Origin of the sequence: Nocardia jiangsuensis (assembly GCF_042650385.1) — a bacterium.
Classification (GTDB): Bacteria; Actinomycetota; Actinomycetes; order Mycobacteriales; family Mycobacteriaceae; genus Nocardia; species Nocardia jiangsuensis.
Genome location: NZ_JBHSAX010000022.1, coordinates 112,019 through 134,630, shown reverse-complemented (window position 1 = coordinate 134,630; position 22,612 = coordinate 112,019). Strand labels below are relative to the sequence as shown.

General features: G+C 74.2%; 18 protein-coding genes and 1 pseudogene. 4 read left to right on the top strand and 15 right to left on the bottom strand.

Annotation, left to right across the window (positions count from 1 at the left end; translation table 11 throughout):
* Positions 1 to 21: 21 nt before the first annotated feature.
* From ACFO0B_RS26720 to ACFO0B_RS26710, 3 genes are read right to left on the bottom strand one after another with little or no spacing between them, the layout of a single operon-like run.
* A complete protein-coding gene (locus ACFO0B_RS26720; RefSeq protein WP_378615580.1) occupies positions 22 to 672 on the bottom strand; it encodes a response regulator in 651 nt (216 codons plus the stop codon).
* Positions 669 to 1,793: a sensor histidine kinase gene (locus tag ACFO0B_RS26715; RefSeq protein ID WP_378615578.1), complete on the bottom strand. Its 1,125-nt coding sequence runs from the start codon at positions 1,791 to 1,793 to the stop codon at positions 669 to 671. The genes ACFO0B_RS26720 and ACFO0B_RS26715 overlap by 4 nt, the downstream gene beginning before the upstream one ends.
* Before the next feature lie 60 nt (positions 1,794 to 1,853).
* Positions 1,854 to 2,342 (bottom strand): SLATT domain-containing protein, encoded by a 489-nt coding sequence (locus ACFO0B_RS26710; protein ID WP_378615576.1) that lies wholly within the window; start codon positions 2,340 to 2,342, stop codon positions 1,854 to 1,856.
* A gap of 190 nt (positions 2,343 to 2,532) precedes the next feature.
* On the opposite strand from ACFO0B_RS26710, the gene ACFO0B_RS26705 reads away from it, so the two are divergent.
* On the top strand, positions 2,533 to 4,695 hold the full coding sequence (locus ACFO0B_RS26705; RefSeq protein WP_378615574.1) for an acyl-CoA dehydrogenase: 2,163 nt from the start codon (positions 2,533 to 2,535) through the stop codon (positions 4,693 to 4,695).
* Positions 4,696 to 4,749: 54 nt separating this feature from the next.
* Here the strand turns inward: ACFO0B_RS26705 and ACFO0B_RS26700 are convergent, their stop codons facing one another.
* The 4 genes from ACFO0B_RS26700 to ACFO0B_RS26685 all read right to left on the bottom strand — a co-directional run bounded on the left by ACFO0B_RS26700 (position 4,750) and on the right by ACFO0B_RS26685 (position 9,022).
* On the bottom strand, positions 4,750 to 5,286 hold the full coding sequence (locus ACFO0B_RS26700) for a hypothetical protein (RefSeq protein ID WP_378615572.1): 537 nt from the start codon (positions 5,284 to 5,286) through the stop codon (positions 4,750 to 4,752).
* 91 nt (positions 5,287 to 5,377) lie between these two features.
* A complete protein-coding gene (locus tag ACFO0B_RS26695) occupies positions 5,378 to 6,319 on the bottom strand; it encodes an oxidoreductase (protein WP_378615570.1) in 942 nt (313 codons plus the stop codon).
* Between the two features lie 43 nt (positions 6,320 to 6,362).
* Positions 6,363 to 7,637 (bottom strand): cytochrome P450, encoded by a 1,275-nt coding sequence (locus ACFO0B_RS26690; protein ID WP_378615568.1) that lies wholly within the window; start codon positions 7,635 to 7,637, stop codon positions 6,363 to 6,365.
* A 212-nt stretch (positions 7,638 to 7,849) separates the two neighbouring features.
* Complete coding sequence (locus ACFO0B_RS26685; RefSeq protein ID WP_378615566.1) at positions 7,850 to 9,022, bottom strand: aminoglycoside phosphotransferase family protein; 1,173 nt, start codon at positions 9,020 to 9,022, stop codon at positions 7,850 to 7,852.
* Positions 9,023 to 9,249: 227 nt separating this feature from the next.
* Between ACFO0B_RS26685 and ACFO0B_RS26680 the strand changes: the two genes are divergently transcribed.
* Positions 9,250 to 10,191, top strand: coding sequence for a universal stress protein (locus tag ACFO0B_RS26680; protein WP_378615564.1), 942 nt, complete (start codon positions 9,250 to 9,252; stop codon positions 10,189 to 10,191).
* A 127-nt stretch (positions 10,192 to 10,318) separates the two neighbouring features.
* Here the strand turns inward: ACFO0B_RS26680 and ACFO0B_RS26675 are convergent.
* The 8 genes and pseudogenes from ACFO0B_RS26675 to ACFO0B_RS26640 form a co-directional block, all read right to left on the bottom strand.
* Positions 10,319 to 10,748 (bottom strand): annotated as a pseudogene (locus ACFO0B_RS26675) (pyridoxamine 5'-phosphate oxidase family protein).
* 140 nt (positions 10,749 to 10,888) lie between these two features.
* Positions 10,889 to 11,233, bottom strand: coding sequence for a spore germination protein GerW family protein (locus tag ACFO0B_RS26670; RefSeq protein WP_378615562.1), 345 nt, complete (start codon positions 11,231 to 11,233; stop codon positions 10,889 to 10,891).
* Positions 11,234 to 11,258: 25 nt separating this feature from the next.
* Positions 11,259 to 12,158 carry an STM4011 family radical SAM protein gene (locus ACFO0B_RS26665; RefSeq protein WP_378615560.1) on the bottom strand — a complete coding sequence of 300 codons (900 nt, stop codon included), beginning with the start codon at positions 12,156 to 12,158 and terminating at the stop codon, positions 11,259 to 11,261.
* Between the two features lie 4 nt (positions 12,159 to 12,162).
* A complete protein-coding gene (locus ACFO0B_RS26660; RefSeq protein ID WP_378615558.1) occupies positions 12,163 to 13,494 on the bottom strand; it encodes an STM4012 family radical SAM protein in 1,332 nt (443 codons plus the stop codon).
* The gene (locus ACFO0B_RS26655) at positions 13,491 to 14,318 is read right to left on the bottom strand and encodes an STM4013/SEN3800 family hydrolase (RefSeq protein ID WP_378615556.1); all 828 of its coding nucleotides are present in this window, start codon (positions 14,316 to 14,318) and stop codon (positions 13,491 to 13,493) included. The genes ACFO0B_RS26660 and ACFO0B_RS26655 overlap by 4 nt, the downstream gene beginning before the upstream one ends.
* Positions 14,306 to 15,469, bottom strand: coding sequence for an STM4014 family protein (locus ACFO0B_RS26650; RefSeq protein WP_378615554.1), 1,164 nt, complete (start codon positions 15,467 to 15,469; stop codon positions 14,306 to 14,308). Before ACFO0B_RS26650 ends, ACFO0B_RS26655 begins: the two co-directional genes overlap by 13 nt.
* Before the next feature lie 5 nt (positions 15,470 to 15,474).
* On the bottom strand, positions 15,475 to 16,422 hold the full coding sequence (locus ACFO0B_RS26645) for an STM4015 family protein (RefSeq protein WP_378615552.1): 948 nt from the start codon (positions 16,420 to 16,422) through the stop codon (positions 15,475 to 15,477).
* Positions 16,423 to 16,662: 240 nt separating this feature from the next.
* Positions 16,663 to 17,508 carry a leishmanolysin-related zinc metalloendopeptidase gene (locus ACFO0B_RS26640; RefSeq protein WP_378615549.1) on the bottom strand — a complete coding sequence of 282 codons (846 nt, stop codon included), beginning with the start codon at positions 17,506 to 17,508 and terminating at the stop codon, positions 16,663 to 16,665.
* A gap of 160 nt (positions 17,509 to 17,668) precedes the next feature.
* On the opposite strand from ACFO0B_RS26640, the gene ACFO0B_RS26635 reads away from it, so the two are divergent.
* Positions 17,669 to 20,278, top strand: a complete 2,610-nt coding sequence (locus tag ACFO0B_RS26635; protein WP_378615547.1) for a LuxR C-terminal-related transcriptional regulator — start codon at positions 17,669 to 17,671, stop codon at positions 20,276 to 20,278.
* Between the two features lie 320 nt (positions 20,279 to 20,598).
* Entirely contained in the window at positions 20,599 to 22,575 is a 1,977-nt protein-coding gene (locus tag ACFO0B_RS26630; protein ID WP_378615545.1) for a serine protease, read from the top strand.
* The last annotated feature ends 37 nt before the right edge of the window (positions 22,576 to 22,612 follow it).

The window sequence follows — 22,612 nt, the reverse complement described above, 5'->3', positions numbered from 1 at the left end:
TGCCTCGGCCTTTCGGCCGAGTCAGCGCCGCCCGGTCTCGTACGCCCAGATGACGATCTCCACCCGGTTCCTGGCGCCGAGCTTGGCCATCAGGCTGGCGATGTGGGTCTTCACCGTGCTCAGCCCGATGTGCAGCTCGGCGCAGATCTCGGCATTGGTGCGGCCGCGCGCCACCGCGGCGAGGATCTCCTCCTCGCGGGCGGTGAGCGGGCTGAACGGTTGCGCCGGTGCGGATTCCGGAGCCGTGCCCGCGAAGGCGGCGAGCAGCCGGGCAGTGACGTTCGGCGCGATCAGGGCGTCGCCGTTGGCTGCGGCGCGAATCGCCTGCACCAGCAGCTCCGGGCCCGCCTCCTTGAGCAGGAAGCCGCGCGCCCCGGCGCGCAGTGCCGCGTAGACGTACTCGTCCAGGTCGAAAGTGGTGATCACGACGACGGCGAGCGGATCCGCGACCTCCGGCCCTGCCAGCCTGCGGGTGGCCTCGATGCCGTCGGTGCGCGGCATCCGGATGTCGAACAGGCAGACGTCGGGGCGCAGTTCGCGGGCGAGGGCGACGGCCAGGTCGCCGTCCGCCGCGGCACCGACGACCTCGATGCCGGGCTGGGCGTCGAGGATCATCACCAGCCCGGTGCGCACGATCTCCTGATCGTCGGCGACCAGCACGCGCAGCGTCACGGCGCCACCTCCCTCGGCAACACCGCGGTGACCGTCCAGCCGCGGCCGGGCGCCGGGCCGCTCTCGCAGCTGCCGCCGAACAGCGCGGCCCGCTCGCCCATGCCGAGCCGGCCGAGCCCGGGTGGCGCGGCGGGGCGGTGCTCGCCGTCGTCGTGCACCGAGAGCCGGACGGCGGTGTCGTCGGCGCGGACCCGCACCTGTACCCGGGTGGCCGCGCGGGCGTGCCGCAGCGCATTGGTCACCGACTCCTGGGCGAGTCGGTAGACGGCGGCGCCGAGCGCGGGCGGGAGCTCGCCGACCGGGCCCGCGACCCGGACCTCGACCGCGGGGCCGTCGCCCGCGGGGCGGGCCAGCCGGGACAGGTCGCCGATGCCGGGATTCGGCTCCAGTTCGGCGCGGCCGGCCCGGAGCGCGCGCACGATGGCGCACATCTCGGTGAGCGTGCGGGCCGCCTCGGCCTCGATCACCCGCAGGGCGTCGGTGGCGGCCTCCGGGCGGGCGGGCGCGGTGGCCAGTCCGGCCTGGGCGCGGACGGCGATCGCGGAGACGTGGTGGGCGACGGTGTCGTGCAGGTCGCGGGCGAGCCGTTCCCGCTCCAGCAGCTTGACCTGGTCCAGCTCGCGGGCCTTCGCCCCGGCCCGGTAGCGGTTCGCCAGCCCGAGCGCGGCGGCGGCGAACAGCACGGTGAACCCGCCCGCGGCGTCGGCGGCGGGGAGCCCGCTGCCGACGGTGCCGATCGCGGCCCCGGCGAGCACGATGGCCGTGCCGAGCACGGTGTCGCGCCCCGAACCCCAGCGGAAGAGCGCGTACGGCAGCAGCAACAGCGCGGTGAGCGTGGTCAGGCCGGACTGTTCGCCGCCGAGCAGCACGGTGACGGCGGCGGACAAACCGAACGCGAAGACGACGGCAGGCAGCGGCCGGGTGCGGCGCCAGGGCAGTGTGGGCAGGATCAGCGCCGCCACCGCCAGCCAGATCCACCGGTGCGGCACATCGGGTCGCAGCGCCACCTCCAGCGCGGTGAGGGCGAGCAGCGCGGCGACCAGCGCGCGATCCCGCCCGCGCGGCCGCGGCGGGTCCGGCGGGGCGGGCTCGGTCCACACCGACCGCACGAGGTGACGCACCGTTCGATCGTACGAGACGGAGCTGTCGCGCCGCGGCGACGCCCGGTGCCGCGGCCCGGCTCAGGAGGTGCTGTACTCGGACCGGCTCGTCGGGAGCGGGAGCACGGCTACGCTGGTGTGCCGCTCGCGCACCTCCCAGTAGTCGGTGTGCTTGCGCAGGATGTGCAGGTAGCTGCCGAAGATCTCCTCCATCTCCTTGCGCATCCCCGGCCCGCGCATGGCGCACACGTAGTCGAACTCCTCCTTGAGCACGACCAGGTCGTTGTAGATGACCTTGCGGCGCATCCAGTACTTGTCGATGCCCCAGAACATGTTCACGCTCGCGATCAGCGTGAGCGCGGCGCTCAGCACCAGCGCGAGATTGCGCGAGACATCGAGGTACGCGCCGTCGATGTGCAGGCCGAGCAGGACGGTGGTGCACGCGCTGAGCGCGATCGCGCCGACGTTCAGACCCCAGCTGGCCTTGCTCAGTTCGTCCTTCCGCCTGCGATGCTCGGCGACCGCCTCGTTCAGCAGAGTGTCGAGATGAGCCTCGAGATCGTTCGTCACCGCGCCAGCATACAGTTGGACACCGCGTACCCGGCATTCGCCAATTCGTCCTCGGCGCAACCACTCTCGAGCGGATCCGGCGCGGCGGCGGGCCGCCCTCCACCCCCGCCCCCGACAGGGTGAGAGATTCCGCCATCCACGATGCCACCTCTCGCCTACCGTGGATCGGGCACGAGGACAGGAGGCCCCGATGGGCATTGCCGTGACCGACGACCACCGTGAGCTGGCCGGGGTGGCCCGCTCGCTGCTCACCGCGCACGAGGCGCGGGATGCGGCGCGCGCGCTGCTGGAGGCCGAGACCGAGCCGACACCCCCGTTCTGGGCCGAGATCGCGGGGGCGGGGTGGCTCGGTCTGCACCTCCCCGAGGAGCACGGCGGCTCCGGGTACGGGCTGCCCGAGCTGGTCGTCGTCGTCGAGGAGCTGGGGCGGGCGGTCGCGCCGGGGCTGTTCCTGCCGACCGTCATCGCCTCGGCGGTGATCGCGGCCGTCGGCAGCGACGAGCAGCGGGCCCGGCTGCTGCCCGGGCTGGCCGACGGCTCGGTGACCGCCGCGGTCGGGCTGCGCGGCCGGATCACGGTGTCGGGCGACCGCGCCGAGGGTGAGGCCGGGGTGGTACTCGGCGCCGCCGCGGCCGACCTGCTGCTGCTCACCGCGGGCGACGACGTGCTGATCGTGCGGCGCGGAGCGGACGGCGTCACCGTCGAGGCGCCACAGAACCTGGACCCGACCCGCCGCTCCGGCCGGGTCACCCTGGCCGATGCCGAGATCGCCGAGGTGCTGCCCGGCGCCGGGGACGCGGCGGTGGCGCGGGCCCGCGCCCTGCTCGCCGCCGAGGCCGCTGGCGGGGCGGGCGACTGCGTCGAGGCGGCGGTCGCCTACGCACAGGTCAGGGCGCAGTTCGGCCGCACCATCGCGACCTTCCAGGCGGTCAAGCACCACTGCGCGAACATGCTGGTGGCGGCGGAGTCCGCGGTCGCGCTGGTGTGGGACGCGGCCCGCGCGGCCGGCGAGGACGAGGAGCAGTTCCGGCTGATCGCGGCCGCGGCCGCGGCCATCGCCTTCCCGGCGTATGTGCGCAATGCCGAGCTGAACATCCAGGTGCACGGCGGCATCGGCTTCACCTGGGAGCACGACGCGCACCTGCACCTGCGCCGGGCGCTGACCCTGCGCGCGATCTTCGGCGGCGACGGCCCCGCCGAGGACGTGCTGGCCCGCACCGCCGCCGGGGTGCGCCGCGCGGACAGCCTCGACCTGCCGCCGGAGGCCGAGGAGCTGCGCGCGAAGGCGCGCGCGGCGGCCGCCGAGATCGCCGCCGCCGGCGACGAGGCGGCGCAGCTGGACCGGCTGATCGAGACCGGCTACGTCATGCCGCACTGGCCCGAGCCCTTCGGCCGGGCGGCGGGCGCCGTCGAGCAGCTCGTCGTCGAGGAGGAGTTCCGGGCCGCCGGGATCAAGCGGCCGGACTACTCCATCACCGGCTGGGTGGTGCTCACCCTGATCCAGCACGGAACGCCCTCGCAGATCGAGCGTTTCGTCGATGCCGCGCTGCGCCGCGACGAGATCTGGTGCCAGCTCTTCTCCGAGCCCGCCGCCGGCTCGGACGCGGCGGGCATCACCACGAAGGCCGTCCGGGTGGACGGCGGCTGGCGGGTCACCGGGCAGAAGGTCTGGACCAGCGGGGCGCACTACTGCCACCGCGGTCTCGCCACCGTGCGCACCGACCCGGCGGCGTCCAAGCACGCGGGCATCACGACGGTGATCATCGACATGCACGCCGATGGTGTGACGGTGCGGCCGCTCCGGATGATCACCGGCGGCGCGGAGTTCAACGAGGTCTTCTTCGACGACGTCTTCGTGCCGGACGAGGACGTGGTCGGCGCGCCGGGCGCGGGCTGGACCGTCGCGCGCGCCACGCTCGGCAACGAGCGGGTCAGCATCGGCGGCGGCTCCGGCGCCGCCATGCTGCCGGTCTCGGCCATCGTGGCCGGGGTGAACGGGCACCCGGAGCCGCCCGCGGGCAGCAGGGCGCGGGCCGGGCGCTACATCGCCGACGAGCACGCGCTGCGGCTGCTCAACCTGCGCCGGGCCGCCCGCAGCATCGAGGGCGCCGGGCCGGGGCCGGAGGGCAACATCACCAAACTCGCGCTGGCCGAGCACATGAACGAGTGGGCGGCCATCTCCGGCGCGCTGCTCGGCGAGCAGCTGGCCCTGGTGGACGGCCCGGCGGCGACCGTCGCGCTGGCCACGCTCGGCGCCCGCGGGATGGCCATCGCAGGCGGCACCTCCGAGGTGACCCGCAATCAGATCGCCGAGCGCATCCTCGGCATGCCGCGGGACCCGCTGATCAAGTAGGCCCGTTCGGGCCGAGGGGCCGCTGCCTCCCGGCCCGATCCGCCGGAGCGGCCGCTACTTCGCGGTCCGGCTGCCGCCACCGGGAGTCGGTGCGCGGCGGACGTGCAGGTACAGGTGCAGGACGCCGGCCGGGCCGCCGACGACCCGGACGGCGGTGACCCCGAGTGCGCGGGCGAGCACCGGGGCGGCGCCCGCGTAGTCGGGGACGTGGTGCCCGGGGCGGCGGCGGATCCGCAGCGCGGCACCGTCGGCGGTGGGCACCACACCCCAGTCCCCCGCGCGGTCCACCAGGATCGGGCGGGAGAGCCCGGCGGCGGCCCAGGCGCGGCCCGCCCCCGCTTCGTCCATCACCACGGCGAGCGCGTCCCGCACCGGCGGTGTGAACTGCCGGGCGAAGCGGCGCCAGCGCCGGACCGGCGCGGCGGCGGCGTAGCGCCAGGCGCCGAGCAACCCGAGCACGGCGAGCACCCCGAGCACGTACGGCGTCGCCGAGCCCGCCGCGCCGAGCAGCGTGAAGAAGGCGAGCCAGAGCGCGCCGACGACGGCGAGCCCGGCCGCGACGGCGGCCCGGTGGAACAGCTGGTCGAACACGCGGCCTCCCCGACGGTCGCTTCCCCGGCACATTCTCCGCCATCCCCGGCGGCCCCGCCACCGGTTCGGCGCTGGAGCATGCCGTGCCGAGCTACGGGCCGAGGTAGCGGATGCCGGTGAGCTTCTCGGCCTCGGCCCAGAGCCGCCCGCCCAGCACCGGGTCCAGCGCGGGCCGGGTGATCGGCACCCGCTCCGGCGGCCCGACCAGCGGATTCCGGCCGCCGGGACCGAAGTAGTCGCCGCCCTGCGCCTCGGGGTCGAGCGCGGCGCGCAGGATGGCGCGGGCGCCGTCGGCCGGGCTCTGGCTGAACCAGTTGGTGAGCCGGGCGAGGCGTTCGTCGAAGGCGGCGCGCAGCAGGCGGTTCTGCTGGTTCAGGATGCCGGTCCGCACCCCGCCCGGGTGCGCGCCGAGCGCCCGGACGGACGACCCGGCCGCCGCCAGCCTGCGGTCCAGCTCCACCATGAAGGTGGTGACCGCCAGCTTGGAGCGGGCGTACGTCCGCGAGGTGCGGAAACCGTTCTCGCTCTGCAGATCCTCGAAGTCGAGCCGGGCGGACGGGGTGCGGTCGGTGTGGCTGCCGACGGTGACGATCCGGGCGGCGGGCGCGGCGGCCAGCCGGTCGAGCAGCAGCCCGGTGAGCGCGAACGGCCCGAGGAAGTTGGTGCCGAAATCGGTCTCGAATCCGTCCGCGGTCTCCCCGCGCGCGGAGGCCATCACCCCGGCATTGTTGATCAGCAGGTCGATCGCGGGATCGGGCAGCCGCTCGGCGAACTCGGCGATGGAGGCCAGCGCGGCCAGGTCCAACCGCTCGACCCGCACCTCCGCATCCGGCGCCGACTCCGCGACAGCCGCGCGCGCCGCCTCCGCCCTGCCGACATCGCGGCAGGCCAGCACCACCGTGGCGCCGGCAACGGCGAGCGCCCGCGCGGTCTCCAGCCCGATCCCGCTGTTGGCGCCGGTGACCACCGCGACCCGGCCGCTCTGCTCGCCCGCCTGCGCCGGCGTCCACCCGCGCGCCTTCGACTGCACCACGGTCCGATTGTCGCGGACGACGGCCGGACCGAGGCCGGAATCGTCAGGACGGAGCGGCGGCGGCCGGATTCATCGGCGGGGTGGGCGGGAAGGTGACCGGGAGCGAGGTGAGCGCGCGGTGGAACGGGCCGGGCCGCCAGACCGGGCCATCCGGCAGGTTCGGCCGCAACTCGGGCAGTGCGTCCAGCAGCTGGTCGATGGAGTCCTGCGCGATCAGGTAGGCGATGCTCTGCGCCGGGCAGGCGTGCGGGCCGATCCCCCAGGCCAGGTGCGAGCGGTTGCCGGTGATCTGGTCGGTGCGGCGGACCATCGGGTCGTTGTTGCAGGCGGCCATGCTGATCACCACCGGCTGGTGCGCGGGCAGCCAGACGTCGTCGATGAGCACCGGCTGGCGCGGGTAGGTGATCAGCAGGTTGGCCAGCGGCGGGTCGTTGAAGAGCACCTCGTCCAGGGCGTCCCTGGTGGAGAGGTGGCCGCCGAGCACCCGGCCGCCGAACCGGTCGTCGTTCAGGATGAGCAGCAGCGTGTTCACGATGAGGTTCAGCTCGAACTCGATGCCGGTGCCGTACACCTGGGAGACGTGGTGCGAGGCCTCGACGTCGTCCAGCCCGGCCCGGTGCAGCAGCAGGTCCGAGGTGATGTCGCGGCGCGGCTGGCCGCGTTTGAGCGTCACCAGCTGCATGAGCGCCTCGCCGAGGAGCCGGTTGCCCTCCTCGGCGTCGACCCCCTCCAGCAGCGCGGCGGTACCGGCCGCCACCTTGGCGCCGATCTCCGGCGGGCAGCCGAGCAGGTAGTTCACGATGCCGAAGACCAGCGGGTAGACGTACTGGCTGATCAGCTCGGCCTCGCCGGCCCCGCAGAAGGAGTCGATCAGCGGCAGCGCCAGCGACTCCACCACCTCGTGCAGGGCGTAGAGGTCGACCTGGTCCATGCTCGCGGTGATGGCCCCGCGGTAGCGGGTGAAATCGGCGCCGGTGCTGCGGCTCGCCATCGGGCGCCACTCCAGCAGCGGCAGGATCGGGCAGTCCGACGGCACGGTCTGCTGCCAGGTGCGCGGGTCGGCAGGGAAGTGCTCCGGATCGTTCAGCACCCGAACGGCGGTGCGGTAACCGAGGACGAGGGTGGCGGGCACACCCGGCGCCAGCTCGATCGGCGCCATGGCGCCGTAGCGGCGGCGCATCTCCTCGTAGTAGTAGTGCGGGTCGGCCGCGAAGTCCGGTGTGTGCAGCGGTACGCGCGGCTCGTCGGAGTCGCCGGGCGCGCCGTGCGCCACCGGGCACGATCGAACCGGAATCCCGGCCTGCGACGTACTCGTCACGTTCTCTCCCTGCTGATCGGCTGCGGTACGGGCGGGCCGCGTACCACAACGCCGTGGCACGGCCGCTCCCCCTCGAATGTCGACCGGCGCGAGCCGGGACCGCACGATGCTATCGAGCCCGGTGCGGAGCCGTGCACCGGGCCGAAAACATACTTCGCAGAACGTAATTCGAGTCGGCGGAGCACCGCGGAAACAGGGCGGGAGCCGGGTACTCAGACCTCCAGCGCGGCCAGCGATTCGTGGTCGTCGATGGCGGCCGTGATCCGCTCCAGCAGGGTCAGGCAGGTCTGCTCGGACTGCATCTTCGGCTGGTACACCGCGCGTCCGATCGTGAAAGCCCAGGCCGCGTAGGCGAACAGCGCCTGCTGCCGGTACGCCGTCCAGGCCTGGTCGAAGGTGGGCGCCTCGCCGCCCACGGTGCCGAGCTCGTCCAGGTAGGCGGCGAGCAACTCGCGGTCCCACGCCCGCCGGTCGGCCGGGTCGCAGCCGGAGTTCACGGTGTAGGCGAAGTCGTGCGCCCAGCCGCCGCGCATCACCACCTGCCAGTCCACGTACCCCATCCGGCCCGCGCCGGTGACGTAGGTCTGGCCGATGTGCGGGTCGCCGTGCAGCAGCGTCGGCGGCAGCTCGTCGGTGGCGAGCGCGATCGCCCGCTCGACCCCGGCCCAGAGCCGGTCCGCGTCGCCGCGCAGCGATTCCGGGATCACCGCATCGGCGCGGCGCAGCCCGACCTCGCAGCGCTTGCGCATGTCGATGGCGGCCAGGTATGCCCGCAGCGCCTGCCTGGTGTTCTTGAGGTCGGCGATGTCCGGGTGCCGCCAGAAGGTGCGGTGCAGCTTGGCGAGGTTGCGGACCAGGTCTTCCATCCGGTCCCGGCCGATCCGCGCGGTCGGCTCGATGAACTCGGCGCCGCGGGTCTCGGCGATGTCCTCCATGAGCGCGATCGAGCGCCAGGAGCCGGGGTCGGCGGCGCCCCAGTAGCCGATCGGCGCCTCCATCTCGACCTGCGGGCGGAAATCGCGGAAGAACCGGGTCTCGCCGTCGATCATCTGCCCGCCGCCGAGCAGGATGCGCTGGGCGAAGGCGGTGGTGGTCTTGGCGAAGAGCGCCTCGGGCAGCCCTGCCTCCTGCCCGGCGTCGTTGTAGGTGACCCGCAGCGCGGTCCTGGTGGCGGTGCCGACGCTGCCGCCGGCCACCTCGTACCCGGTCACCTCGGCGCCCGGCACCGCGGCGCAGAGCACCGCCGTCAGCCACTCCGGGGTGAGCGTGGCGCCGGAGACCGGGACGTCGTCCGCCGCGCGGGCGCGCGGCCGTGTCACCCGCTCCCCCAGGATGTGCGCGCCGACGCCGATGGACCGCCCGAGCAACCAGACCTTGTGGTTCATGTGCAGTACCCTATCGGCCGAAGATATTGCCGCGCAGACTATTCCGTGAACCGCACGCAACAACGCCGCCGATCGGGTGCCTTCCGCGATGGGCCGACCGGCACTGCGAGCGGGGACCAAAGCCACCACCGGATCGGGGCACACGGCCGTACCGATCGGTCAGCGCGCGGCCGAGACTCGAGGGTACGGGCCGACCCGCGGCCCGCCGTGCCTCCGGGAGGACCACCATGACCGTTCGCTCCGACGAGTTCCCGCCCCGGGTCGCGGCGCCTGTCGTGGCCGGGGTCGACGGCTCGGCCGGCAGCGATCGCGCGGTGCGCTGGGCGGCCGCCACCGCCGCCGCCCGCGGCCGTACGCTGCGGTTGGTGCACGCCGTCGACCTGGAGCCGGTGCGTGCGCTGACCGGGGCGGCGCCGCTGGTCGGCACGCTCCGCGTCCGGGCGGGCGCGGTGCTGCTCGCCGCGGCCGAGCTGGCCGCCCGGACCGCCCCCGAGGTCCGGGTGCGGACCGAGCTGGCCGAGGGTGCGCCCGCGGGCGCGCTGATCGATCGTTCGGCCGGGGCGCACATGGTCGTGCTCGGCGCGACCGGGACCGGCGGCACCGCGGCGCACCTCGGCTCGACGCTGCTCGCGGTCGGCACGCACGGCCACGGCGCGGTCGTCGTTGTCCGCGACCGCGAGTTCGACCGGCGTTGCGGCCCAGCGGGTCCGGTGGTGCTCGGGGTGGACGGCGGCGCCGCGGGCGCGCCCGCGATCGCGACCGCCTTCGCCGAGGCGAGCGCGCGCGGCGCGGAACTGCTCGTGCTGCACTCCTGGATCGACCTGCCGTACGGCGAGTTCGCCGGGGCGTCGGACGGCGTCGACGACCCCGACCTGGCGGACACCGCGAAGCGCATGGTCAGCGAGCAGCTGGCGGGGTGGGGCGAGAAGTACCCGGAGGTCGAGGTGCACCGCGAGCTCTACCTCTCCGGGCCGCGGCACCACCTGCTGCGCTGGTCGCGGACGGCGCAGCTGCTCGTGGTCGGCAGCAGGGGAAGGGGCGGCTTCGCCGGGCTGCTCTTCGGCTCCACCAGCACTGCGCTGGTGCAGCGGGCGCACTGCCCGGTCCTGGTGGCGCACGGCGGCCGAGCCGGGACCGATGGCCCCGATCTCCGGTCTCGAGTGCCGTAGATCGGGGCGCTGCACCACGCCAGGACCGTCTTCCGCGCGCGGCTACCGCACCGACCCGGTCCGGCTGCCCTCGCCTCCGGTGGTGGGGCTGCCGCGGTGCCGGTCGGCCGGAGCTTCGCCGTGAGCCTCAGGCGGCAGCGGCCTCGACCAGCGCGGTGCCGGTGATCAGGGTGGGCTCGATGGCGATCAGCGAGTCCGTCTGCCGCTGCACCCACGGCCGCAGCCTGGTGCCGTACTCGGCGAGCAGCGACGGCGCGGTGATCGGGTACGCGAGCCCGGTCACCACCACCGACCAGCCGAGCCGAAGTGCCGGGGTCGATCTCGTCGGCCTCGTAGGCCACCACCATCGACCGGTCCTCGCGCACCGAGTGCGAGAACCCCGAGCTCAGCGCGGTGCGCACCACGATGACCTGGTTGTCGACCAGGTGGTTCACCGGCCGGATGGCGGGCAGCGCGTTGTGCGTGAAGACGATCCGGCCGTAGGGCACGCTCGCCAGCAGCCGCATGGCCTCGGCGCGGCCCAGTTCGACGGTGTGCCGGACCGGGTCACCGGTGATCGGACTCGGCTCGCGCTCTGCCACCGGCCGCCCGCCTTCCTGCTCGGAATCAACGTCTCCATGCCACCACGCCGAGGCGGCCCGCCGCAGTGCCGAAGGTCATCGCGGCGACGGCCGATCGACTCGTGCTGCGGGGACCTCTACCGGCTGCCCCGGATCGCGGTGATCGAAATGACGACCCCGGCCAGCACCCCGGAGAGCACGAGCCCGGCGCCGACCAGCACCGTCCTGTTCACGTCCAGCGCGGGACGCCAGCGCACGCAGCCGTCCTTGACGACGAAGGCCCCGACCGGCTTGGCGCTCAGCCCGAACCCGGTGCCCTCGCCGTGCTCGCCGTCGGCCTTGGCGCCGCCACCGCCGCCACCGCCGCCGCTCACCGCGGCGGCCGGGATCACCAGCACCCCGTCCCGCTCGATCGGCTCGCCGTAGACCCGGCGCACCGTCATCGAATCCGTCGCCGCCGCGAGGATCTCGTTCGCGTCCATGCTGCTCCCTTTCGTAGCGGCCGCGTCAGCGACCGCCACCAGTCTCGGTGCGGTGGCCGATCGGTGCCAGCGACAGGGCCGTCGGCGCGGCCGGGATGCGTTCCAGCACACCGCCGGCGAAGACGTCGTAGAGCGGCAGCGTCGCCAGGTGCACGTAGCCGATGTGGCAGTCGCAGGCGGCGAGCGGGCAGCCGCGCGGCCGCAGCGCCGCCAGGAACGAGCCGTCGTAGAGGTTGCCGAGCTCCTCCGGGACGAAGTGACAGCGCCGCACGGTGCCGTCGCCGTCCACCGAGATCACCGTTTCGCCGGTGCGGCAGGGCCGCCCGGCGGAGGTGTGCGGGAAGCGGCTGTAGCCGAAGAGCGGGTCGAGCTCGGTCCAGGCGGCGGCCTCGGCGTCGGTGAGCGGGTGCCCCTCCGGTGCGTTCACCCAGAGGTAGACGTGCTCCGGCAGGTCGGCGCGCAGCCTGCGGCCCGCTTCGAGGTGCGCGGGGAAGCCGACGATGCCGACGCTGTACCGGATGCCGCCTGCCGCCAGCTCGCGGCATTTGCCGAGGAAGCGGTCGTGGGGGGTCTGGCCGGGGTGGTAGGTGCACCAGAGCGCGAGCGTCTCCGGGTCGGCGTCGGCGGTCCAACCGGTGCGGCAGCTCAGGTTGGTCTGGATGGCGACCCGGCGCACCTGCGGCAACCGGGAGAGCTCGCTCAGCGTGCGCCGGTACCAGGAGCGCACCAGCCCCTCGCCCCACGGGGTGACGAGGATCGAGAGCCGGTCGCCGTGCCGCCCGGCCACCCAGGTGGCGAAGCGCTCGAGGGCTTCGCGGTCGGCGCGCAGCTGCTCGCGGCTGTCCCGGCGCTTGGCGAACGGACAGTACGGGCAGTCGTAGTCGCAGGAGGCCAGCGGGCCGCGGTAGAGGATGGTCAGCTCCACGGCGTCACCGCGGCCGGTAGGCGGCCATGGCGGCGCGAACGCCTGGCGAGAAGAGCAGCGGGCCGAGCGCGTCCGACCAGGCCAGCCCCTCCGGGCTGAGCCGGAGCAGCTCCGGACCGGTGCCGGAGTCGAGCCAGCCGCGTTCGGCGAAGCCGGCCAGCTCGGCCGGGAAGTGCTCGTGCGGGCCCGCGCCGAAGCGGGCGCGGTAGTCGTTGACGTCCATGCCGTCGGCCTGGAGCAGCGATTGCAGCAGGTGCCTGCGGCGCCGGTCGTCGACGTCGAGCGCGCGGCCGACCTCGGCGCGGGTGAAGTCGGTCGTCGCCGTGTACTCGTCGACGATGCCGCGGACCTCGCGGGTCTCCACCGCGTAGTCGAAGGAGTAGTGCAACCCGGCGGTGTAGGAGCGGGCGCCCGCGCCGAGCCCGACCATGCCGTCGGTCTGGCAGGCGTGGTCGGCCGGGGTGCGCGGGGCGTCGGCGCGCCGGAACATGCGCATGGACACCTGCTCGTAGCCGGCGGCGAGCAGGTGGTCGCGGCCCGCGGCGTAGAGCGCGAGCCGCTGCGCGTCCCACTCCCGCTCGGCCACCGGGGTGCGTTTGCCGAGGCCGGTGAGCGGGCGGACGTAGAGCGGGTAGAGGTACAGCTCCTCCGGGCGCCAGGCCAGCGCGGCGTCGAGCGACCCGCGCCAGGTGGCGGCGGTCTGGCCGTCGATACCGTAGATCAGGTCGATGTTCAGGATCGGGATGCCGGACTCCCGGATGGCGGCCAGCGCCGTCTCCACCTCGTCCCGGCGCTGCGGGCGCACCGCCGCCCGTGCCTCCGATTCCACGAAGCTCTGCACGCCGATGCTTGCCCGGGTGGTGCCGCGCTCGGCGAGCACCGCCAGCCGCTCCGGGGTGGCGGTGCCCGGCGAGGTCTCGACGGAGAGCGGGACGGCGCGCAGGTCGACGCCCATCCGCCGCTCGGCGATGTCGCAGAGCCGGGTGAGCTCGGCGGCGCTCAGGAAGGTGGGGGTGCCGCCGCCGAACGCCGCGGTGGCGAACCGCACCTCCCCGTCGCCGAGCGCCTCGCGGACCGCGATCGCCTGCCGCTCGACGGCGTCCAGGTAGCGGGTGGTGAGGTCGCCGGGGGCGCCGATCCGGGTGAAGAGATTGCAGAAGCCGCAGCGGAATTCGCAGAACGGCAGGTGGGTGTAGAAGGAGAGCGCATCCTTCGGCTCGTCGGCCCAGAGCTCGCGCAGCGCGGGGCGGGCCGGGCCGAGCGGCCGGTACGCGGTCTTGTGCGGGTAGCCGTAGATGTAGCTCTGGTACGGGCGCAGGGCGAGAGCGGTGGTCATGCGGGTCCCCCGAGGAAGAACTGGGCGTAGGGCACGGTCCACACCGACTCGTGGCCGAGCCGGTGGCCGGTGTAGCCGTCGTCGCCGTAGGCGGTGCCGTGGTCGGAGCAGACGATGGCCCAGCAGCGGCGCCGTGCGCTCGCGGCCGCGAAGAGCCTGCCGATGTGCCGGTCCACGTACTCCAGCGCGGCGGCGTGCGTCGCCCTGCTGTCGCCGTCGGCGCGGGTGGCGCCGGGCAGGTGGAACCAGTTGGGCTGGTGCAGCGCCGACACATTCACGAAGAGGAAGAGCCTGCGCTCCCGCGGCAGTGCCGCGACGATCTCCTCCACCTTCGCCACCTGCGCTTCGAAGGACGCGGGCGCGGCTACCGAGAACTCCGGGGACCAGTGGCTCTCCTGGAAGTAGCCGGGCAGCACCGACCCCATGGGCCCGCGCTTGTCGAAGAACCCGACCCCGCCGAGGCACACCGTGCGGTACCCCTCCGCGGCCAGCCCGGTGACCAGGTCGGGGGTGTCGTACACCCAGGTGCGGGGCGCGGTGGTCTCGCTGCCCTCGAAGCGGGCGGCGAAGAGCCGTGGGTGCGGGCCGGGTTCGGCCGGGGTGGGCAGGAAGCCGGCGAACATGGCCTGGTGCGAGGCGAAGGTGAAGTTGCCCGGCGCGTGCCGCTTCTCCCACTCCCCGCCCGGCAGGTGCCTGGCCAGGTTCGGCAATCTTCCGGCGGCCAGCAACTCGGCGGCCACGTCGTAGCGCAGTGTGTCCAGGGTGACAAGGAGCAGGTCGTCGTGGCCGATCACGGCGTTCATGTCGGGGTTCACACCGGGCACGGCCGCCTCCGGAGCGCGGCGAGCTGCGCCGCGTAGGTGTCGAGCCCCTCGGCGCCGCTGCCGGGCAGCCCGGTGAGCCGGGGAAGCAGGTCGCCGAAGGCATTCACCTCGCCGACCGCCCAGCGGCGCCAGCCGAGCCCGGGCAGCACGTCCACGCCGACCCGGGAGAAGCCGGGGAAGCACGCGGCCGCCGCCTCGGCGACCGCGAGCGCACCGGGCCAGTGCTCCCCCGCCGCGGCGACGACCGCGGCCAGATCACCGCGCGCACCGCCCAGGTGCAGGTTGGTGATGGCGGAGCTTCCGGTCCGCACCACCACGTGCGTCGCCCGCCCGGCGACGACGAGCACCCGCAGGTCGGCGCTGCGGCCGTGCAGCGCGGGCTTGGGCAGCCAGCGCTCGACGTGCAGCCCGTCCGGGGCGAGCGCGTCGATCACCGCGGCCACCTCGCGCTCGCTCCGGTAGCGGTGCAGCCGCAGCGAATTGAAGAGCCTGCCGCGCTCGTCGCGCTGCACCGAGGTGAGCGCCTGCACCCGGCCGCCGCCCGCGGTCTCCACCGCGAGCACCCCGGAGGCCGACGAGCCGTGCGCGAGCTTGACGAAGGCGCGGCGCATGCCCGGCTCGGCCAGCAGCGCCCGCACATCCGCCCAGCCGCGCACCGGCGCGGCATCCTGGCCGGAGGTGGGCGAGGCGGGCACCGGCACCCCGGCCGAGCGCAGCACCGCGTGGCAGCGGCGCTTGTCGAAGAGCACCGCGAGATCGGCGGGGGCGTCGAGCAGTTCGGCACCGTCGGCGGCCGCGCGCTCGGCCACCGCGTGCGCGGCGGCCAGGAAGCGGCGGTACCAGCGGGCGGTGCCCTCCACCCGGGTGGAGTCGGTGTGGCCGCGCAGCAGCCGATCCAGCTCGGGATCCTCGCCGGGCGAGTCCAGGCGGACCAGTTCGCCCGGCTCGAAGGCGGCGGTGCCCGCCAGTACGGAACCCCAGCACAGCAGCCGCGGGGCAGGCAGCCCGGACGCGGCGGCGGCCGCGGCGAACAGCGTGCTGCGCCGGTTGGCCGGCACGCCGACGACCGCGATCCGCGGGGCGGGGTGACCACCGCGCCCGACTCGACCGCCACCGCGATCGGAACGGGGACCGCCACCGGGACCTGGCACCACTGTCACTCCGAGACGGCGGTGTAGCGGTCCTCGCGGCCGCGGTCAGCGGCTTCCCGGCCGGACAGGTCGACCTCGACGCCGTCGGCGGTGAGCTCGGCGAGCAGCCGGTCGGCCAGCGGCTCGCCGATGAAATGGTGGTGCAGGTCGAGCTTGCGCAGGTGGGTCAGCGGCTGGCCGCCGAGCAGCGCCTCCACCCCCTCGTTGCCGAGCGTGCCCATGGACAGGTCGAGCGTGTGCAGCCGGGCGACCACCGGCGCGCCGGCCAGTGCGGCGGCGACGTCGTCCTGGATGTCGCTGTTGCGCAGCGCGAGATGCTGCAGCTTGGGCAGCCTGGTTCCGGTCAGGAAGGGCTCCAGGTCGTCGACCGTGGCGTCCGCGCCGTACCAGGAGGTGCCGAGCCAGATGTCCAGGTGCTCGAGCTCGGGGAACTCGCTGGCGCCGATCCCGCGCACCACGTCGGCGCCGAGCCCGCCCGCCTCCACGATCAGGGTGCGCAGCGACTGGTGCGCGACCGCGGGGAAGGCCAGGTTCTGCCCGCCGCGGACGCCGAAGGCGAGCAGGTCGGGGAAGGCGTCGAGCAGCGGGGTGATGTCGCCCTGCTCGATCCAGGTGATCTCGGCCTGCTCGAAGGTGATGTCGCCGATGAAGAGCGCGCGCAGCGCCGGGAACCGGTCCCGCGCGGCGGTCAGCGCCTCGACCACGATGTCGACGCTGACGTCGTACGCCTCGCCCCACTGGCCCACGATCAGCGCGGTGACCTCGGTGGTGTCCACCGCGGCCAGGAAGCGGGCGAAGGCGGCGGGCCACTTCTCGGGGTCGTCGTCGTAGGGATCGACGGCGATCCGCCACGCCGCCTCGGCGGCGGCGGGCAGCTCGGTCGTGCTCTTCGCGTCGGGAAAGTCGAACACGGGCAGGCCGTGCCACTCCGTGAGGTGGGCACTGACGGTCATACGCGGGGCTCCCAGCGGCCGGGGTCTCGGTGTCGCAGAAGTTCTACCAAGCCGCCCCGACACACCGACCGTCCGGTCGAACCAGCCTCCCGTTTTCCGGAGGGGTCGGCGACGCCCGCAGGCGGGAGCGAATATCCGGTTGCCGGCGCCGCGCGCGACCGCCGACTGCACCGCGGGGTGGCCGACGCCGCCCGGCGCCCCGCTGACGAGCACCCGCCGGCGATCACAGGCCGAGCGGAATCAGACGCGCCGCGGCAGCGTCGGGAGCATGAACCCGTGCTGCCTTCTGATCCGCTGGTGTTGCCTGCCGGATTCCAGCAGTGCGAGCACGTCGGGCAGCTCGAACGGATCGGCACCGTCGAAGTCGACGATGTAACCCATGTCGGCGAGGCTGCCGACGGTGACCCTGCTGAGCGGATTGGCGACGCCGGCGCCGGAGATGAAGCCGGTCATCAGCTCGGTCTGGAAGATGGCGTCGCGCCAGTGCCCGTCCCTGGTGCCGGGGCCGCCCTCGTTCTCGACCGGGACCGGCTTCGCGCTCGAGCCGCTGAGGATGCCGTACTCGTCCATCGCGGCCACGCCGACGAAGGTCGGGTTGTCGGTGCCGGGATCGCTGAGCAATCCGAGCGATTCCCAGAGCGTTCCGATGCCGAGCACGTGTCCCATCTCGTGCGTGATGGTGTCCTGCAACCGGCCGTCGTCCTCCAGCCCGGCGAGATCGGCGATGTCGAAGGTCATCTCGCCGGTGATCGGGAGCAGCGAATCGCTCCGGATCAGGGTCGGGCCCGCTTGCCCGAGGACGCTGCCGGGGCCGTCGATGGAGCGCCCCTCGGCGAAGATGAGCACGTCGTCGACGAGTTCGGTGCCGCCGGCGCCGTCATCGATCTCGACGTCGGGCAGATCGCCGACGATCACCGACGCCCAGCGGTCGGCGGCTGCGGCGAAGGCGGCCTCCTGGGTGCCGGTCAGGCCGCCGAGGAATCGCACCTCGATGGTGAACGGCGACTGCGTCACCGCCAGTTCCCTCGCCCGCACGGCATTCGCGCGCGCGAAGTGGGAGTGGAACGTCGTTGCTGTCCGGGTCATGGTCTCGTCCTTTCCGGTGATGGCCGGCCGCAGCCGGAGGAATTCCAGCCTCGGTGACCCGGCGCCGGTCTTCTAGCGTGGACCCCTACTCGAACCCGGACCCGCACCACCCGGTCCGACCCGCCTCGTGTGGGCAGGGCACGGCCTACACTGTTCGATCATGGGTGGCAGCTGGCGACTGCTCGAACGCCCGGTCGAGTACGACACCGTCCACTCCGCGCTGACCACGTCCGCCGCGGGCGGCATCGTGCTGGTCGGTGCGGCCGGCGTCGGCAAGACGACCCTGGCCCGCACGGTCACCGCCGACCTCGACGCGCCGGTGCGCTGGGCGGCGTGCACGGAATCCTCGCGCGCGATCCCGCTGGGTGCCTTCGCGCCCTGGATCAGGGACCCGGCGTCGCGGGATCCGCTGGCCCTGCTCTCCTCGGCGCGGGAGAATCTGATCGCCGGAGCGCGTCCGGTGGTCGGGGTCGACGACGCGCACCTGCTCGATCAGCTCTCGGCGACCCTGCTGCACCAGATCGCGGTGGAGGGCAGCGCGCGGATCGTGGCCACCGTGCGCGCCGGGGAGCCGCTGCCCGGCGCGGTCCTCTCCCTGTGGAAGGACGGCTACCTGGAGCGGTACGAGCTGGCGCCGCTGGCCGAGCGGCAGTGCGTTGAGCTCGTGGAGGCCGTGCTGAGCGGGCCGCTGGAGGGATTGAGCGCCGATGTGATGTGGGAGCGTTCCGCGGGCAACCCGCTGTACCTGCGCAATATGGTCGAGGCGGCGCTGGCGACAGGCGGACTGAGCCGGGTCGACGGGATCTGGCAGCTGCGCGGGCCCGCCGCGGTGCCGTCCGGGCTGGCCGAGCTGCTGCACGAGCGGTTGGCCCGCGCCGAGCAGCCGGTGCGCGACGTCCTCACGATGCTCGCCCTGCACGAGCCCTTCGACCTCGAGCTGCTCGTCGACCTCGAGGGCGAGGAGGCCGTCGACGCCGCCGAGCTGGCCGGGCTGATCACGATCGGGCCGGACACCGGCGGCGAGGCGGCGCGCTTCACCCACCCGCTGCTCGGCGAGGTGGTGCGGAGCAGGCTCGGCCGGGTCTCGGCGCGACGGCGCCGGGGCCGGATCGTGGCCGCGCTGCGCGACCATCCGCTCGACACCGCCGCCGAGCGGATCAGGATGGCCCAGCTGTGCGTCGACAGCGATCAGCCGGTGGACACCGGGCTGTTGATCGCGGCCGCGAAGGACGCGGTGGCGCTCTCCGATCTGCCGCTCGGGGAGAAGCTGGCGCGGGCGGCTCGCGACCGGGGCGGTGGCCTCCCGGCGGCCGAGCTGCTGAGCCGGGCGCTGCTGTGGCAGGGGCATCCGCGCGCCGCCTACGCCGAACTGGCGGGGTTCGATCCCGCGCAACTCGACGAATTCGAGCTGCTGATCTGGGGGCTGCCGGTGGCGAGCCTGCGCTTCTGGGCCTATGGCGATGCCGCGGGTTGCCGCGCCGTCCTCACGCTGATGACCGATCGCGTCGAGCATCCGGCGCTCCGGCTGGCCGTCGATGCCATCCAGGCCATGGTCGCGGTGCACGAGAACCGCATCGACGACGGCATCACGCTGGCCGAACATGTGCTGGCGCAGCCGAATTCCCCGCGTCAGGCGGTCGACTTCGCGGCCTTCGCGGCCGGACTCGCGATGCCGCCCGCCGGGCGCGGACTCGACTTCGCGCCGATCGCCGTCCGCTGCCGGGCCACCCGGAAGCCGACCGACGGCATCATCCGGGCGATGATCCGCTACGGCGAGGTGCTGGCGCTGATCTCGGTGGGCAACCTGGACGCCGCCGAGCGGCGGGCCTGCGAGTCCGGGCAGTTCGCCACCTCCGGCCAGTTCGCGGGCTGGGCGATCGAGAAGATCTCGGTCGGGGCGGTCGCGGTGTGCCGCGGCCGGCTCCGCGACGCGGTCCGCGCGCTCGAGCAGGCGCTGGCGGCGCTGGCCGCGGAGTCCGCGCTGCCCTGGCAGTTGCCCGCCCAGCTGCTGCTGGCCCGCGCCTACGCCACGCTCGGCGATGTCGCCTCCGCCGAACAGATCCTCGTCGCCGCCGACCGGCACAGCGGCAGCCACACCGCGGTGCACGAGCCGCATCGGCTCCTCGCCCGCGCCTGGGTCGCCGCGGCCGACCACAACTGCTACACCGCCGTCGAATTCGCCAGGGCCGCGGCCGATCTCGCGCACCGCAGCGGTCAGTACGGCTTCGAGGCCGAGGCGCTGCACCACGCTGCCCGTTTCGGTGACCGGACGGTCGCCGCCCGCCTCGACGCGTTGCGGACCCGGGTGCAGGGGCCGCTGGCCGGGCTCTATGCCAGGCACGCCGCGGCGGTCGCCGAGCCCGGCACCCGCGGGCTCGCCGCGGTCAGCCTCGAGCTCGAGCACGCGGGGCTGCTCCCGGCCGCCGCCGATGCCGCCGCGCAGGCGGTGCCGCGGCACGACCATGCCGGGCAGCGCAGGCTCTCCGCCGAGGCGACGGCGCGTGCGCTGCGGCTCGCCGCGCGCTGCGACGGGGCGACCACCCCGGCGCTGGTCGCGGTGGCCAGGCCGCTGCCGATCACCGCGCGGGAACGCGAGATCACCGCGCTCATCGCCCGCGGGCTGACGAACCGGGAGATCGCCGAACGGCTGGTGGTCTCCACCCGGACCGTCGAGGGCCACATCTACCGGGCCTGCGGCAAACTCGACGCGACCGACCGCGAGCACCTCGCCGCCCTGGTCTGGCCGCACGATCCCCCCGAGCTGGGGTAGGGGCATACGCGCGCCGCCGCGCGCCGGGCGGGCGTAGCGTCCGAGCCGGACGCTTCGGTGCCGGTCGCCCCGCACGCCCCTCCCGCCCGCGCGTACCGATTCCCGCCGTACCGGACTTCCGCGAGCGGGATTCCGCCCCAGGGGCGAGATCGTGCCGCGCACACCCCGCCGGCGGTCGTCGCGGAGTGTCCGGGTGCGGTGCGATTCCGGCCGACCGGTGCACCGCGACGCGCGTACCCCGCTACTCGTGATCGCGGCGGCGCGGCGGCCCACGCTGGGCGGACATCAATCGCACCGTCGGCCACGCAGAGGTGATCGGAATGGATACCGGCAGCACGGCACAGGCCACCGCGTGGCGGCGGCAGCTCGACGCCGCCTCGCGGCGTTTCCGCGATCACGCGGGCGCTCGCGCGGAGGTGGATCGGCTTCGAGCGCACCGGCACACCGCGGTCGTCGACGCCGCCGACCAGATGGCGGCGCGCGCCGAGCGGCTGCTCGCCCACGGCGAGGTGCCTGCGCGGACCGTCGTCGAACTGGGCAGGCAGGCGCCGGTGGACTGCGCGCACGCGCTGGAACGCATCATCGACGACACCAACGAGCTGCAGGCGGTCAACTTCCTCACGCGCGGGGTGCGCGCCGCCGACACCGTCGCGCGGCTCTCGCGGATCCGCCACGGCCGGGAGCTGCCGCTCGGCACCGGTGTCCTGGTCTCCCCGCAGCTGCTGCTGACCAACAACCACGTGCTCCCCTCCGCCGAGGAGGCCGCGTCGGTGGTGGTCGACTTCCGCGCGGAGGCGGGCGTGGACAACCACCCGATCACACCGGTGCGGCTGCGGCCCGCACCGGACGACTTCTTCGTCACCAGCGAGCGCCTCGACTACACGCTGGTCCGGGTGGCGCCCGGCCCGGACGGCGTCGCACCGGGCACGGTGTTCGGCTGGAATCCGCTGATCGCCGAGCAGGGCAAGATCGTGATCGGCGAGGCGATGAACATCGTCGGGCACCCGATGGGGCGGCTCAAGGAGATCTCGATCCGCGACAACCGCCTCGATCTGCAGCTCGACGACTTCCTGCACTACTCCTCCGACACCGAGCCGGGCAGCTCGGGCTCGCCGGTCTTCAACGACCAGTGGGAGCTGGTGGCGCTGCACCACGCCGGGGTCCCCGCGAAGGACAGCGACGGCCACACGCTGCGCTGCGACGGGGCGCGGTGGCAACCCGGCGACGGCGAGGACGCGGTGCGCTGGGTCGCCAACGAAGGCGTCCGGGTCAGCGCGCTGCTGACGGATCTGCGCGGGCGCGACTACAGCTCGGCCGAGCGGGCCCTGCTGGACGAACTGGGCCCCGCCGCGGCGCTGTCGGCCGGGGCCGGGAGCGTCCGCATTCCGGTCGACTCGGCGCCGGGGAAGTCGGCGCGCGCCACCGGCCGCGGAGTGCGCGGCCGGACCGGCGCCTTCGGCGGGCGCCGTACCCTGGTCTTCCTGCACGGCCGCGGCCAGCAGGGCCGCGACCCGGCGGAGCTGCGCCGGACCTGGACGGCGGGGTTGAACAAGGGGCTCACGCTGGCCGGCCTGAGCCCGGTGGACCCCGCCGACGTCTGCTTCCCGTTCTACGGCGACCGGCTGCTCGCGGGCATGGCGCGCGAGCGCGGCGCCGAGTCCGTGCTGTACGAGGATGTCGTCGCCGAGGCGGCCCGCCGCATCGGCATGCCCGAGACCGGCATCGGGACCGGCGATCTCGCGACGGCCGAGAGCATCGGCGGGGCCGGGGTCGCGGTGCTCAGCCGGGTGCGCGACGGGCTGTCCTGGATCGCCGCGCACAGCGCGCTGGACGCGCTGCTGATCCGGGCGATCTTCGGTGACGTCGCCGCCTACCTGGACAACGAATCGACCCGGCAGCGCGTGCTCGACGCCGTGCTCGCCGACCTTCCCGCGCACGGCGAGTTGCTGCTGATCAGCCACAGCCTCGGCACCGTGGTGGCGCTGGACCTGCTCACCGTGCTGCCGCCCGAGGTGCGGGTGAGCCTGCTCGCCACCGCGGGCAGCCCGCTGGGGCTGGACACCGTGCAGCAGCGGCTGCTGACCGGCGGAGCGAACCGCCCCGAGCGCGTGGGGACCTGGGTCAACACCTGGTACGGCGGCGATCCGATCACCATCGGCTGCCCGCTGCACCGCGCCTGGGGCCCCGACCTGGACGACCTGCCGGTCGAGAACCCCTCGGAGCGCGCCCACGACATCGACGAGTACCTCGCGCACCCCGCCGTCGCCGCCGCCATCGGCGGGCACCTGTTCCGCTGACCCCCGTACGACGATCCGCCGCACGCCACGAAGGGAT